This window comes from Streptomyces sp. NPDC002054 (assembly GCF_040296685.1).
In the GTDB taxonomy this organism is placed as follows: domain Bacteria; phylum Actinomycetota; class Actinomycetes; order Streptomycetales; family Streptomycetaceae; genus Streptomyces.
Genome location: NZ_JBEOXT010000043.1, coordinates 21,670 through 34,313, shown reverse-complemented (window position 1 = coordinate 34,313; position 12,644 = coordinate 21,670). Strand labels below are relative to the sequence as shown.

Below are 12,644 nucleotides of genomic sequence, written 5' to 3'. Positions count from 1 at the left end.
GCGGCCGGTCCCGGAAAGACAAGGACTGTCGGGAAGCCCCCGGGGGGAGGGCCGGCATGGGGAACGTGTCCCAGATACGGGCCCGCGAGGGCGGCCGGGCAGCGGCTCCCGCCCGACCGGCCGCCCTGTCGGGCGGAGAGCTCCATTTCCCCGAAGCCCCAGCTCAATTGGCCATGCCAGACCATGGGGCGCAACCGATCGCTACGCGCTCCGGCTGGAATAGCGTCCCCGGACCGGCCGTGGCCGAACATAGGCCGCCACCGACCGCAACGCGCTTCGGCCGTCTCAGCGACCCAAGACCGCCTGTGGTTGGACATGAGCCGCCAACGACCTTTACACGCTCTGGCCGGTTCGGCGTCCGCGGACTGTCCGTGGCCGGGCATGGGCCGCCAACGGCCGCTACACGCTGCGGCGGTGGTCGGTGAGGTGGGCGATCTCCTCGTCGACTGCCCGGACTTCGGTGTGACGGTTCATGAGACCCAACTGCTTGCGGTAGTGGTCCAGGGCGTGGACGAGGAGTGGTGAACGTTCGGGCTCCATGGTGCACATGAGACGTGCGGCGGCGACGGCCTCGGCCCTGAGGGCCAGGGCTGTGACGGGCTCGTGGGCGAACTCCTGAGTGCTGAAGTCCACCAATGCCGTCGTCAGTCGGGGTAGATATGCCAAAGGGCTCACCTGGACGAGAACACGGTAGGCGGCGACCCGCTGCCTGACCGGCAGCGCCTCGGAGCCGAGGAGGGCCACCCTTGCTCGCAGGACCGCGTCGTGATTGATGTTCTCCGAGTGATTCATGACGGTGATTCTGAAAGCCGCACGGGTGCCCAAACAAGGGCATTCGCCTGTGCCCTTGGTCCTACGAAAACGCCGTCTGACCTGTCATGATGGATACGTCATAACCCTGTCCCGCGGATATCGGCCGCCGACAGCCGCAGCCGCAGTCGCGGTCCGGCCGCGGCCGGACCGCCTGACGGCAGAAGCGCGTAGTGGTCGATGGCGGCCCATTGCTCGGCCACGGACGGCCTGGGGACGCTATTTCGGCCCGGAGCGCGCAGCGATGTGGCGCGCCCCATGGCCTGGTATGCCAATTGGGCCCGGTCTTCGGGAAAATGGAGTTTTCCGCCCGCAAGGGCGGCCCCTGTCCGGCCACGGACGGCCTTGGGCCGCCAAACCGGCCGGAGCGCGTAGCGATCTGGTGCGCCCCGGGGCTCCGGTCGGCCAACCGGGCCCGGGCTTCGGGGAAATGGAGCTTTTGGCCGCTGAGGCGGCCCTTGTCCGGCCACGGACGGCCTTGGGACGCTATACCGGGAGGAGCGCGTAGCGATCTGGGGCGCCCCATGGCTCCGGTCGGCCAAATCGGCCCCGGCTTCGGGGAAATGGAGCTCTCCGCCCGACAGGGCGGCCGGTCGGGCGGGAGCCGCTGCTCAGGCACCCTCGTGTGGCCGCATCTGGGACACGTTCCCCCATGCCGGCCCTCCCCCCGGGGGCTTCCCGACAGTCCTTGTCTTTCCGGGACCGGCCGTCCTGTCAAGGGTGAAGCGAAGCGGAATCGCGAAGCGACGCGAGCGCAGCGAGCGCCCTTGACAGGACGGACGGGCACGGAAGGACAGTGAGGACTGACGGGCAGCCCCCGGACACATCCCTGATTCCGTTCAAGAGAAAACCCCCGCTACCCGACCCCGCCCGGCCACCGCTCCCCCCACCCCTCCTCCGCCTCCAGTTGCGCAGCCAGCCCGATGAGCAGTGGCTCCGAGTCCGCCGGGCCCAGGAGTTGGGCGCCCAGGGGGAGGCCCTCCGGGGTGAAGCCCGCGGGGACGTTCACCCCCGGCCAGCCCAGGACGTTCCACGTCCACGCGTACGGGCAGGCTGCGATCATCGCCCGGTCCGTGGCCATGGCGCCCAGGCCCGACAGCGCTCCGATCGGCAGCGGCGGGGTCGCCGTCGTGGGGGTGAGGACCACGTCGAAGCGGCCGAAGATCTCGCCGATGCGGCGCTGCAGCAGCGGTTCGGCCCGGCGGGCCGCCCGGAGGGCGAGGCCGCCCAGCAGGCGGCCCGTGCGCACCGCCTCGTGCGTCCGCGGATCCAGCAGCGCCGGATCCGGGACGCGGCCCGCCCACTCGCGGACACCGCTCGTCGCGCGGGGGACGAACGTGAGGCCGATCTGGCCGTACCGGGGGTCTTCCGGGACCACCTCGTGGCCCAGCGCCTCCAGTCGGCCGGCCAGCCGCTCGACGGCGGAACGGACAACGGGGTCAAGGGACTTGGGGGTGGCCGTGAACGCCATGCCGAAGGACAGCGCGATGCGCAGCCGCCGGGGCGGCCCGCTCGCCGCGGCCGTCACCGCCGAGATCGGGGCCGGCCGGTGCAGGTCCTCCGGGTGCGGCCCGCTCGCGGCGTCGAGCAGCAGCGCCGCGTCCGCGACCGTACGGGCGAGGACCCCATTGACCGTGAGGCCGCGGAAGGATTCCGGGTCCGGCCAGGTGGAGATCCGCCCGCGCTGGGGTTTGATGCCCACCAGATGGGTCCAGGCGGCCGGGATCCGTACCGAACCCGCCCCGTCCGAGCCGAGTGCGGCCGGCACCAGACCGGCCGCCACGGCCGCCGCCGATCCGCCGGATGAGCCACCGGGCGTGTAGCCGGTGTGCCACGGATTGCGGGTGTTGCCGAAGGCCGGGCCCTCGGTGAACGGCCATTGGCCGAGCTCGGGCGAGGTCGTCTTGCCGACGATGACCGCGCCCGCCGCCCGGAGGCGGCGGACCGCCTCGCCGTCGGCGGACTTGGGCGGGAAGTCCCCCGCGCAGCCGAACGCGGTCGTTTCGCCGGCCACGTCCATGTCGTCCTTGACGGCCAGCGGCACGCCCAGCAGCGGCAGCCGCTCGCCGGCGGCGAGCCGCCGGTCCGCCGCGTCCGCCTCGGCGAGCGCGGCCTCGCCGCGCACCACCCGGAAGGCGTTCAGCTCGGGCTGCGATTCCGCGATCCGCCGGAGCGATTCTTCCGTCAACTGCCGTGCGGAGACCGCGCCTTCGGCGAGCAGGCGCGCTGTGGCGACCAACCCGGGGGACGGTGGTTCCTTCGATACCCGCCCCGTCGATACCGGACCTGTGGACACCGGGCCTGCGGACACCGGACCTCCCCGTTACTCGTCAGTAAGGGGGACAGTAACGGGGAGCGTTCGGTGCCTGCTAGAGCCTGATCAGATCCATCCGTCCAGCGAGGCCATGAACTCGTTTCCGGCCATCCGCCAGCCCCCGGGCGTGACCAGTCTGGAAGGATGCCTCGGCAATGAATTCCCAGTCACCGAAGTCGCCCGCGCCCGAGTCGGCAGAGTCGCCAGCCCCGTCCACGGCACCCGTTCCCACCAGCGCCGACGTGGCCCGCCTCGCGGGCGTGTCGCGCGCGACAGTGTCGTACGTCCTGAACAACGCGGAAGCGGTCCGCATCAGCGAGCCCACCCGCCGGAAGGTCCGCGAGGCCGCGGAGGAGCTGGGGTACGTCCCCCATGCCGCCGCGCGCAGCCTGCGGGCCGGCCACACCCGGATCGTCCTGCTGCCCACCTCGCACGTCCCGGTGGGCCCGCTCTACAGCAGGTTCCTGAGCGAACTGCAGTGGGCGCTGCGCCGCCTCGACTACACCGTGGTCCAGTACGGCAGCCTGGGACTCAGCGGTGACCAGGCCGCCCGGGCCTGGGCCGAACTGCGGCCGGTCGCGGTGATCTCGCTCGGCGAGATCACCCTCACGGCCAGGAACGTGGCCACCCTCAAGCGGGCCGGCGCCCGCGCGGTGATCACCCTGGGTCCGGTCGGGGTGCCGGGCGCGCACGCGCTGCTGATGGACCAGAAGGAGGTCGGCGCCCGGGCCGCAGCGCATCTGCTGGAGCGCGGGCACCGCCGGATCGGGGTGGTCGTCCCCGAGGAGGACGGCCTGGAGCTCTTCTCCGCCCCGCGGCTCGCGGGCGCGCGGGCGGCGGCGGACGGGGCGCCCGGCGGCGCGCTGATCGAGCCGCTGCCGATGGGCTACACGGAGGAGTCGGCCGCCGCGCTGGCGGCCCGCTGGCGGGGGCTAGGTCTGGACGCGGTGTACGCGTACAACGACGAGTACGCGATGCTGCTGATGAGGGCCCTGCAGGACGAGGGCCTGCGGATCCCCGAGGACGTGGCGGTGATCGGGGCGGACGACCTGCTGCTGGGCCGGCTGCTGCGGCCGAGGCTGAGCACCGTACGGATCGAGATGCCGGGCGGGGACCCGCTGGCCGCGCTGGTGGACCGGGTGGTCCGGGAGGCCGCCGACGCGGTGGAACACCACGACCTGATGTCGGCACAGGCGATTCCCCGCGACTCCACCTGACCCGCCGGGCGCCTGGCGGGGCGCCTGGCCGGGCCTGCCCGCACCCGCGCCGCGTCCGCCCGGTGCCTGCCCTGCGCCGGGCAGCGCGGGCCCCGCGCCCGCCCGGTACCCTCCCGGCGCCCGCGCCGCGCCCGCCCTGCGCCCCCGCGGGGCAGGCCGTCGTTGACATGCCGTGATCGCCGGGCGGAGACTGCGGACGGCGCGCCCCGCACGGCGCATCCCCGACTCAGGAGACACCCATGCCGTCCATCCGCGACGTGTACGTCGTCGACGCCGTCCGCACCCCGATCGGAAAGTTCGGCGGGGCGCTGTCCGGGACCCGGCCCGACGATCTTGCCGCGCACGTGGTCCGTGCCCTGGTGGACCGCACCCCCGCCCTCGACCCGGCCCGGATCGACGACGTGGTCTTCGGCGACGCCAATGGGGCGGGCGAGGACAACCGGGACGTCGCCCGGATGGCCGTGCTGCTCGCCGGGCTGCCCGTCACGGTTCCCGGCGTCACCGTCAACCGGCTCTGCGGCTCCGGTCTGGAGGCCGTCGTCCAGGCCGCCCGGGCCATCGCGCTCGGCGATGCCTCGGTGGCCATCGCCGGCGGGGTCGAGTCCATGAGCCGGGCCCCCTGGGTGGTGCAGAAGCCCGAGCGCGGTTTCCCCGCCGGGCACCAGCAGATGTGGTCCACCACCCTGGGCTGGCGGATGACCAATCCGCGGATGCCCGAGGAGTGGACCGTCGCCCTCGGCGAGGGCGCCGAGCTGGTGGCGGAGAAGCACGGCATCACCCGCGAGGCGCAGGACCTGTTCGCCCTGGACAGCCACCACAAGGCCGCCGCGGCCTGGGCCGCCGGGCAGTACGACGGCGAGGTGGTCCCGTACCCGGGTGTGGACCTGGTGCGGGACGAGTGCATCCGGGAGGGTTCCACCATCGAGGCGCTGGCCCGGCTCAAGCCGGTCTTCCGCGCCGACGGCACCGGCACGGTGACGGCCGGCAACGCCTCCCCGCTCAACGACGGCGCCGCCGCTCTGCTGCTGACCGACGAGGCCGGGCTCGCGGCCGTCGGCCGCGAGCCGCTGGCCCGGATCCGCACCTCCGCGGTGACCGGGATCGAGCCGCAGCTGTTCGGGCTGGGTCCGGTGGACGCGGTCCAGCGGGCCCTGGCCAAGGCCGGCCGCGGCTTCGGCGACCTGACGGCCTTCGAGCTGAACGAGGCGTTCGCCGCCCAGGCGCTGGGCTGTCTGGCGGCCTGGCCGGAGCTGGACCCGGCGGTGGTCAACCCGCGCGGCGGCGCCATCGCCCTCGGGCACCCGCTGGGTGCCTCCGGGGCGCGGCTGGCCGGTGCGGTCGCCCACCAGCTGGCGGCGGCCGGCTCGGGCACCGGGCTCGCCGCGCTCTGCATCGGCGTCGGTCAGGGCATCGCCCTCGTCCTCGAACGCTGAGCGATCATTTCCGGTCATCAACGGTCTCAACTGCCTTATAATTCAACAGTGTTGGTGTGCACGGCTGGCTAGCATGACCCCTGTCCACCCCCCTGCCACCAGCCACTCCCGCCCCCGGAGGCGCAGCCATGCCGCTACTCGACCCGACCATCTGGCAGGACGGACCGATGCTGACCGGCGGCACGGCCCCGGTGGTCGAACCCGCGACCGGGCGGACCCTCGCCACCCTCCGCCTCGCCGCCCCGGCGGACGTCACCGAGGCCGCCGTACGGGCCCGGGCCGCGCAGACCGGCTGGGCGCGGGCCACCCACCCGGAGCGGGCGGCGGTGCTGCGCCGGGCCGGCGACCTGTTCGCCGAGCACGCGGAGGAGTTGCGCGGCTGGCTGGTGCGGGAGTCCGGCTCGATCCCCGGCAAGGCCGACTTCGAACTGCACGTGGCCGCCCAGGAGTGCTACGAGGCGGCGGCCCTCGCCTCCCGCCCGGCCGGCCAGGTGCTGCCGAGCGAGGCGCCCAGGCTCTCGTACACCCGGCGGGTGCCGGCCGGACTGGTCGGGGTGATCGCCCCCTTCAACGCGCCGCTCATCCTGGCGATCCGCTCGGTCGCGCCCGCCCTCGCCCTCGGCAACGCGGTGCTGCTCAAGCCGGACCGGCGGACGGCCGTCTGCGGCGGCCTGGCGCTCGCCGCGGTGCTGGCGGCGGCCGGGCTCCCGGACGGGCTGCTGCACGTCCTGCCCGGCGGTGCCGACACCGGGCGGGCGGTGGTCACCGAGCCCGGGGTGCGGGTGGTCTCGTTCACCGGGTCCACGGCCACCGGACGGCAGGTCGGCGAACTGGCCGGCCGCCAGCTCAAGCGGGTGCACCTGGAGTTGGGCGGCAACTCGGCGCTGCTCGTACTCGCCGACGCCGATGTGGAGGCCGCCGTCAACCAGGCCGCCTGGGGTTCCTTCTTCCACCAGGGCCAGATCTGCATGACCGCCGGCCGGCACCTCGTCCACGCCTCGCTGTACGACGAGTACGTCGAGCGGCTCGCCGCCAAGGCCGATTCCCTGGCGGTCGGGGACCCGTACCGGGAGGAGGTCCACCTCGGTCCGGTCATCGACCGGGCGCAGCGGGACCGGATCCACGCCCTGGTCGAGGCCAGTACCGAACAGGGCGCCAAACTCGTGGCCGGCGGCACCCACCGGGACCTGTTCTACCGGCCGACCGTGCTCGCGGGCGTCGCGGACGACACCCCCGCCTATGCGCAGGAGGTGTTCGGGCCGGTCGCGCCGGTCCGGTCCTTCGGAACGGAGGAGGAGGCGGTGGCGCTCGCGTCGGCCGGCCCGTACGGCCTGTCGCTGGGCATCGTCACCGCCGACACCGGCCGCGGGCTGGAGCTGGCCGACCGGATCCCGACCGGGATCGCCCACATCAACGACCAGACCGTCAACGACGAGGCGGTGGCCCCCTTCGGCGGGGTCGGCGCCTCGGGCACCGGGGCCCGCTTCGGCGGCGAGGCGAACCTGGACGCCTTCACCGAGCTCCGCTGGACCACGGCCCGCCGCACCCCGGCGGGCTACCCCTTCTAGGCTGTCGTCAGGCCGGGTCCGGGTCCGGGTCCGGGTACGGCAGCGGGTCCCGGGCCAGCCGGAACGGGTGGGCGAGGGCCGTCTCGTACGCGGCGCGCGGGAAGACGTAGGGCCCGATGGGGAGTTCGCCCCATTCGGGCCGGTAGGGATCCCGGAACCGGGACCAGATCACCGTGTCCGCGGTCACCGTGATCCGGGCCAGCAGCGGTCCGCACTCCCACACGCCGCAGGAACAGCCCAGCACCGGGGTCCCGTCCTCGGTTCCGCAGCGGAACACGGGGTCGTGCTCGCCCAGGAAATAGGCGGCCGGGGCGCCGAGGTCCTCCTGACGCATGCCGCCGTGGCGGCGGGCGAGGAAGTCCATCCGCTCCTGCGCGGTCATCCTCCCGCCCGGCTCGGCCGCCATGGCGTCGGCTTCGCGTTCCCGGAGGCCGCGGGTGGCATCGGCGACGGTCAGCCGGAGGTCCGCGTCGTCGACGCGGATGCCCCAGTAGTCCGCGGGGCTGTAGCGGAAGAATTCGATCCGGTGCATGGGATCATCCTGCCTGCGCGGAATGAAGACGGCGACCGGCTCGTTCCCCGAGCAGACACACGACAGACGGAGGTCGGAAGACAGTGGCTACAGTCGAGCTCACCAAGGAGAACTTCGACAGCACGGTCAGCGAGAACGGATTCGTGCTGATCGATTTCTGGGCGGAGTGGTGCGGTCCGTGCCGGCAGTTCGCGCCGGTCTTCGAGAGGGCTTCCGAAGCCAACCCGGACATCGTCTTCGCCAAGGTGGACACCGAGGCCCAGCCGGAGCTGGCCGAGGCCTTCGAGATCCGCTCCATCCCCACCCTGATGGTCATCCGCGACCAGGTGGCGGTGTACGCCCAGCCCGGCGCCCTGCCCGAGCCCATGCTCGCGGACGTGATCGGCCAGGCCAGGGAGCTCGACATGGCCGAGATCAAGGCAAAGATCGCAGAACAGCAGGCGGCTGGCGGCAACGCCTCCGACGGCGGCGCGCCGAAGGCGTAAGCGCGTGCGGGGCGGGCGGCCTGCCGAGAGACTGTCCCGTATGACTGAAGCTGTGGAGTACGACGTCGTGGTGTTGGGCGGGGGGCCGGCCGGGGAGAACATCGTGGACCGGGTCCGGGCCGCCGGGCTCAGTACCGCTTTGGTGGAGAGCGAGCTGATCGGCGGGGAGTGCTCGTACTGGGCGTGCGTCCCCAGCAAGGCCCTGCTCCGCCCGGCGCTCGCCCGGGCCGATGCCCGCCGGGTTCCGGGGCTCGCCGGGGCCGTCCGGGGACCGCTCGACCGGGAGGCGGTGTTCGCGCACCGCGACTACTGGACCGGGGACTGGAAGGACGACGGCCAGGTCGACTGGCTGGACTCCATCGGCGCCCATCTCTACCGGGGGCACGGCCGGCTCTACGGTGTCCGGAAGGTCGCCGTCAGCTCGCCCGAGGGCGAGCACCACGTCCTCGCCGCCCGGCACGCGGTGGTCGTGGCCACCGGCAGCCGGGCCGTCGTCCCCGATGTGCCCGGCATTGCCGGGGCCCGCCCCTGGACCAGCCGCGAGGCGACCTCCGCCCGGGAGGTGCCGCCCCGGCTGCTGATCGTCGGCGGTTCGGTGGTGGCCGCCGAGATGGCCACCGCCTGGCAGGCCCTCGGCTCCCAGGTCACCGTGCTGGTGCGGGACGGGCGGCTGCTGCCCCGGATGGAGCCCTTCGCGGGCGAGCTGGTCGCCGAGGCGCTGCGCGAGGCCGGTGCGGTGGTGCGTACCGGGGTGTCGGTCGAGGCCGTCGTACGGGACGGCTCCACCGGCCCGGTCACGGTGGTCCTGGAGGGCGGCGAGGCGCTCGAGGGCGACGAACTGCTGATGGCGACCGGCCGGACGCCGCGCACCGAGGACATCGGGCTGGAAACCGTCGGGCTGAAGCCGGGCGACTGGATCGAGGTGGACGACAGCCTCCGCTCGACGGCGCATGACTGGCTGTACGCGGTCGGCGACGTCAACCACCGCGCGCTCCTCACCCACCAGGGCAAGTACCAGGCCCGGATCGCGGGCGCCGCCATCGCCGCCCGTGCCGCGGGCACTCCGGCCGCGGAGGGCGTCCGCTGGGCCGCCCACACGGCCACTGCCGACATCGAGGCCGTCCCGCAGGTGGTCTTCACCGACCCGGAGGCCGCGGCGGTCGGCCCGACTCTGGCTGCCGCGGAACGGGCCGGACACCGGGTCCGCGCGGTCGACTACGACCTGTCGAAGGTCTCCGGCGCCGGCCTGTACGCGGACGGCTACCGCGGGCAGGCCCGGATGCTGGTCGACCTGGACCGCGGCGTACTGCTCGGCGCCACCTTCGTGGGACCGGGGGCCGCCGAACTCCTGCACGCCGCGACCGTCGCGGTCGCCGGCGAGGTCCCCGTCGAACGCCTCTGGCACGCGGTCCCGTCGTTCCCGACGATCAGCGAAATCTGGCTGCGGCTGCTGGAGACCTACCGCGACGGTTCCTGACCGCCCGGCCTGCCCGCACCCGTCACTTCAGGTGGTGGAGGAACCAGTCGCGGGCGAGCCCGGAGACCTCGTCCAGGGCGCCGGGCTCCTCGAACAGGTGGGTGGCGCCCGGGATGATCTCCAGCCGGTTCTCGCAGGTCAGCTCGGTCTGGGCCAGCCGGTTGAGTTCCAGCACGGTGGTGTCCCGGCCGCCCACGATCAGCAGGGTGGGAGCCCGGACGGCCGCCAGGTGCGGGCCGGCGAGGTCCGGCCGACCGCCGCGGGAGACCACGGCGCCGATCTCCGCGCCGGTCTCCGTGCCGGCTGTCGTGCCGGCCGCCCGGAGCGCCGCCGCGGCTCCGGTGCTCGCCCCGAAGCAGCCGATCGGGAGCGGAGTACGGTCGCGCAGCCAGCGGGTGGCGTCCAGCAGCCGGCCGGCCAGCAGCTCGATGGCGAACACGTTCGACCGGTCGGCCTCCTCGGCCGGGGTCAGCAGGTCGAACAGCAGGGTGCCCAGACCGGCCGCGTTCAGGGCCGAGGCCACCGCACGGTTGCGCGGACTGTGCCGGCTGCTCCCGGAACCGTGGGCGAAGACCACCACCGCGCTGGCGCCCGCCGGCAGGGCGAGGTCCCCGGCCAGCCGGACCTCCCCGGAGGCCACCTCGACCGGACCCGAGCCGCCGGAACCCTCGGAGGCGCTCTCGTCCGCGGCCCCGGCCACCGTCTCGCCCGCCGCCCGCATCAGCAGCGCCACGACCTCCTCGTCCGGGGTCTGTGAGAAGTCCTGGTACCACTCGCCTACGGCACTGAACCCCGGCGGCGTCGACAGGCACACCACCTCGTCCGCCTCGGTGCGCAGCCAGGCGATCGCATCCGGCGGCGCGACCGGCGCGGCCAGCACCACCCGGGCCGCGCCCTGCGCCCGTACGACCTCGCAGGCAGCCGCCGCAGTGGCGCCGGTCGCGATCCCGTCGTCCACCACGATCACCGTCCGGCCGCGCACGGACACCCTCGGCCGCCCCTCGCGGAACCGCTGTGCCTGCCGTACGAGGTTCTCCTGCTCGGCGTGCTCGACCGCCGCCAGCGCCTCCCGGCCGGCTCCGCTGCGCCGGACGATGTCCTCGCTGATGATCCGTACCCCGCCCTCGCCGATCGCGCCGAAGCCCAGCTCACGGTGGTACGGGACGCCCAGCTTGCGGACCACGATCACATCGAGCGGGGCGCGCAGGGCCCGCGCCACCTCGTAGGCCACCGGAACCCCGCCCCGGGGCAGCCCGAGGACGACAGGGGATTCGTACTCCACATGGCGCAGCGCAGCGGCGAGCCGCGCGCCCGCGTCCGTGCGGTCGGTGAAGAACATCGTCCTTCACCCCCAATCCACACCTACTTCGAACGAACCGCGGTTGGGCCGATTCCGCAACTCGGGGAGGGCAGCGTCGAGGGCCGCGGCGGGGACTGCCGGGACGGTCCTGCCGGGACGGGCCTGACGGGGATTGGCTAGACTCCGTGCTCACGCCGTGCACGCCGCCTGCCTGCTAATTCGCTGTCGGCCGGGCCCTCCCGCACGAGAGGATGAAGCCTCACGAACCGGGAGGAACCCCATGAGCCAGGTACACCTGACTCTGCATGACCTGATGCCGCCGCAGGAGCTGGCGGACGCCATCGACGCCGGGCATGTCACCCGCAAGTCCCACCCCGAACTGCCGCTGTCCATCTACACCTACACGCGGACATGCCAGTACGAGCGGATCTGGAACCGGGTGACCGTGCGCTGCCGCGGGCTGGTCGCGGACGACGCCACCGGTGCGATCGTGGCCCTGCCGCTGCCGAAGTTCTTCAACGTCGGTGAGCACGAGTCCGGTCAGCCCTACGCGCCCGCCCTGCCGGACGAGCCGTTCGAGGTGTACGACAAGGTCGACGGCAGCCTGGCCGTGGTGTTCCACTACGCCGGCCGCTGGCGGGTCGCGTCGAAGGGGTCCTTCATCAGCGCACAGGCCACCTGGGCGCAGCGCCGGCTCGACGGCCGGGACACCTCCGCCCTGGTCCCCGGGGTGACCTACCTCGCCGAGATCCTGTACCCGCAGAACCGTATCGTCGTCAATTACGGAGACCGCCGGGACCTGGTCCTGCTCGCTGCCTTCGGCAGCGACGGCACCGAGATCCCGCTCGCCGAGGCCGCCGGCCACTGGCAGGGCGTCGGCTCGGTCGTCACGGTCTGGCCGGCCATGTCCCTCGACGAGCTGATCAAGCTCACCGAGTCCAACACGCTGCCCGGCGGCGCCGCCGCCACCGGAACCGACGCCGAGGGCTTCGTGCTGCGCTTCGCCTCCGGAGTGCGCGCCAAGGCCAAGATCGCCGAGTACGTACGGCTGCACAAGGTGCTGACCGGAGTCACCGAACGGGACATCTGGCGCGCCCACGGCATCCAGCGGTTCGCCGGCATGTCCGTGAAGCGGCTGGCCCAGGGCCTGGGTTGCTCGGTCGCCGAACTCGGCGGGGTCCGGTCCTCGGGCGGCCGGCCGCTGGACGCCCTGCTGGAGCAGGTGCCGGACGAGTTCGACACCTGGGTGCGCACGGTGATCGCGCGCCTGGAGGACGAGGCGACGGCGCGGGAGCGCGCCATCGACGAGGCCTACCGCAGCATCGCGCACCTCGCCGCCGACCGGGGCGCGTTCGCCCGCGCGGCCAAGGCGCTGCCGGCCGCGTACGACTCCGGCGTCCGGTCCGCCATGTTCCTGCGCCTCGACGGCAAGCCGACCGACCTCGTCGTCTGGCGGTCCGTCCGGCCCGAGAACTCCGACCCCTTCGTCATCGACCAGGAGAACTGAC

Annotated in this window: 10 protein-coding genes; 6 read left to right on the top strand and 4 right to left on the bottom strand. The window is 73.4% G+C overall.

Annotated elements, in window-relative coordinates; translation table 11 throughout:
• Window positions 1–399: 399 nt before the first annotated feature.
• Complete coding sequence (locus ABT123_RS31500) at window positions 400–792, bottom strand: hypothetical protein (protein WP_351320896.1); 393 nt, start codon at window positions 790–792, stop codon at window positions 400–402.
• 874 nt (window positions 793–1,666) lie between these two features.
• Window positions 1,667–3,106, bottom strand: a complete 1,440-nt coding sequence (locus tag ABT123_RS31495; protein WP_351320948.1) for an amidase — start codon at window positions 3,104–3,106, stop codon at window positions 1,667–1,669.
• 173 nt (window positions 3,107–3,279) lie between these two features.
• Between ABT123_RS31495 and ABT123_RS31490 the strand changes: the two genes are divergently transcribed.
• The 3 genes from ABT123_RS31490 (at window position 3,280) to ABT123_RS31480 (ending at window position 7,342) form a co-directional block, all read left to right on the top strand.
• The gene (locus ABT123_RS31490) at window positions 3,280–4,341 is read left to right on the top strand and encodes a LacI family DNA-binding transcriptional regulator (RefSeq protein ID WP_351320894.1); all 1,062 of its coding nucleotides are present in this window, start codon (window positions 3,280–3,282) and stop codon (window positions 4,339–4,341) included.
• Window positions 4,342–4,580: 239 nt separating this feature from the next.
• The gene (locus ABT123_RS31485; RefSeq protein WP_351320892.1) at window positions 4,581–5,774 is read left to right on the top strand and encodes a thiolase family protein; all 1,194 of its coding nucleotides are present in this window, start codon (window positions 4,581–4,583) and stop codon (window positions 5,772–5,774) included.
• Window positions 5,775–5,902: 128 nt separating this feature from the next.
• Complete coding sequence (locus ABT123_RS31480; protein ID WP_351320890.1) at window positions 5,903–7,342, top strand: benzaldehyde dehydrogenase; 1,440 nt, start codon at window positions 5,903–5,905, stop codon at window positions 7,340–7,342.
• Between the two features lie 7 nt (window positions 7,343–7,349).
• On the opposite strand, the gene ABT123_RS31475 is transcribed toward ABT123_RS31480, so the two are convergent.
• A complete protein-coding gene (locus tag ABT123_RS31475; protein ID WP_351320888.1) occupies window positions 7,350–7,874 on the bottom strand; it encodes a hypothetical protein in 525 nt (174 codons plus the stop codon).
• Between the two features lie 83 nt (window positions 7,875–7,957).
• Between ABT123_RS31475 and trxA the strand changes: the two genes are divergently transcribed.
• Window positions 7,958–8,359 (top strand): thioredoxin, encoded by a 402-nt coding sequence (trxA, locus tag ABT123_RS31470; RefSeq protein WP_351320886.1) that lies wholly within the window; start codon window positions 7,958–7,960, stop codon window positions 8,357–8,359.
• A gap of 40 nt (window positions 8,360–8,399) precedes the next feature.
• Window positions 8,400–9,836, top strand: a complete 1,437-nt coding sequence (locus ABT123_RS31465) for a dihydrolipoyl dehydrogenase family protein (RefSeq protein ID WP_351320884.1) — start codon at window positions 8,400–8,402, stop codon at window positions 9,834–9,836.
• 22 nt (window positions 9,837–9,858) lie between these two features.
• On the opposite strand, the gene ABT123_RS31460 is transcribed toward ABT123_RS31465, so the two are convergent.
• Window positions 9,859–11,175, bottom strand: a complete 1,317-nt coding sequence (locus ABT123_RS31460; RefSeq protein WP_351320882.1) for an alpha/beta family hydrolase — start codon at window positions 11,173–11,175, stop codon at window positions 9,859–9,861.
• A gap of 241 nt (window positions 11,176–11,416) precedes the next feature.
• On the opposite strand from ABT123_RS31460, the gene ABT123_RS31455 reads away from it, so the two are divergent.
• Window positions 11,417–12,643 (top strand): RNA ligase, encoded by a 1,227-nt coding sequence (locus ABT123_RS31455; protein WP_351320880.1) that lies wholly within the window; start codon window positions 11,417–11,419, stop codon window positions 12,641–12,643.
• The last annotated feature ends 1 nt before the right edge of the window (window position 12,644 follow it).

Coding starts and splice junctions, on each gene's coding strand:
- ABT123_RS31500 (WP_351320896.1), bottom strand. CDS start 792: ATGAATCACTCGGAGAACATCAATCACGACGCGGTCCTGCGAGCAAGG.
- ABT123_RS31490 (WP_351320894.1), top strand. CDS start 3,280: ATGAATTCCCAGTCACCGAAGTCGCCCGCGCCCGAGTCGGCAGAGTCG.
- ABT123_RS31485 (WP_351320892.1), top strand. CDS start 4,581: ATGCCGTCCATCCGCGACGTGTACGTCGTCGACGCCGTCCGCACCCCG.
- ABT123_RS31480 (WP_351320890.1), top strand. CDS start 5,903: ATGCCGCTACTCGACCCGACCATCTGGCAGGACGGACCGATGCTGACC.
- ABT123_RS31475 (WP_351320888.1), bottom strand. CDS start 7,874: ATGCACCGGATCGAATTCTTCCGCTACAGCCCCGCGGACTACTGGGGC.
- ABT123_RS31465 (WP_351320884.1), top strand. CDS start 8,400: ATGACTGAAGCTGTGGAGTACGACGTCGTGGTGTTGGGCGGGGGGCCG.
- ABT123_RS31460 (WP_351320882.1), bottom strand. CDS start 11,175: ATGTTCTTCACCGACCGCACGGACGCGGGCGCGCGGCTCGCCGCTGCG.
- ABT123_RS31455 (WP_351320880.1), top strand. CDS start 11,417: ATGAGCCAGGTACACCTGACTCTGCATGACCTGATGCCGCCGCAGGAG.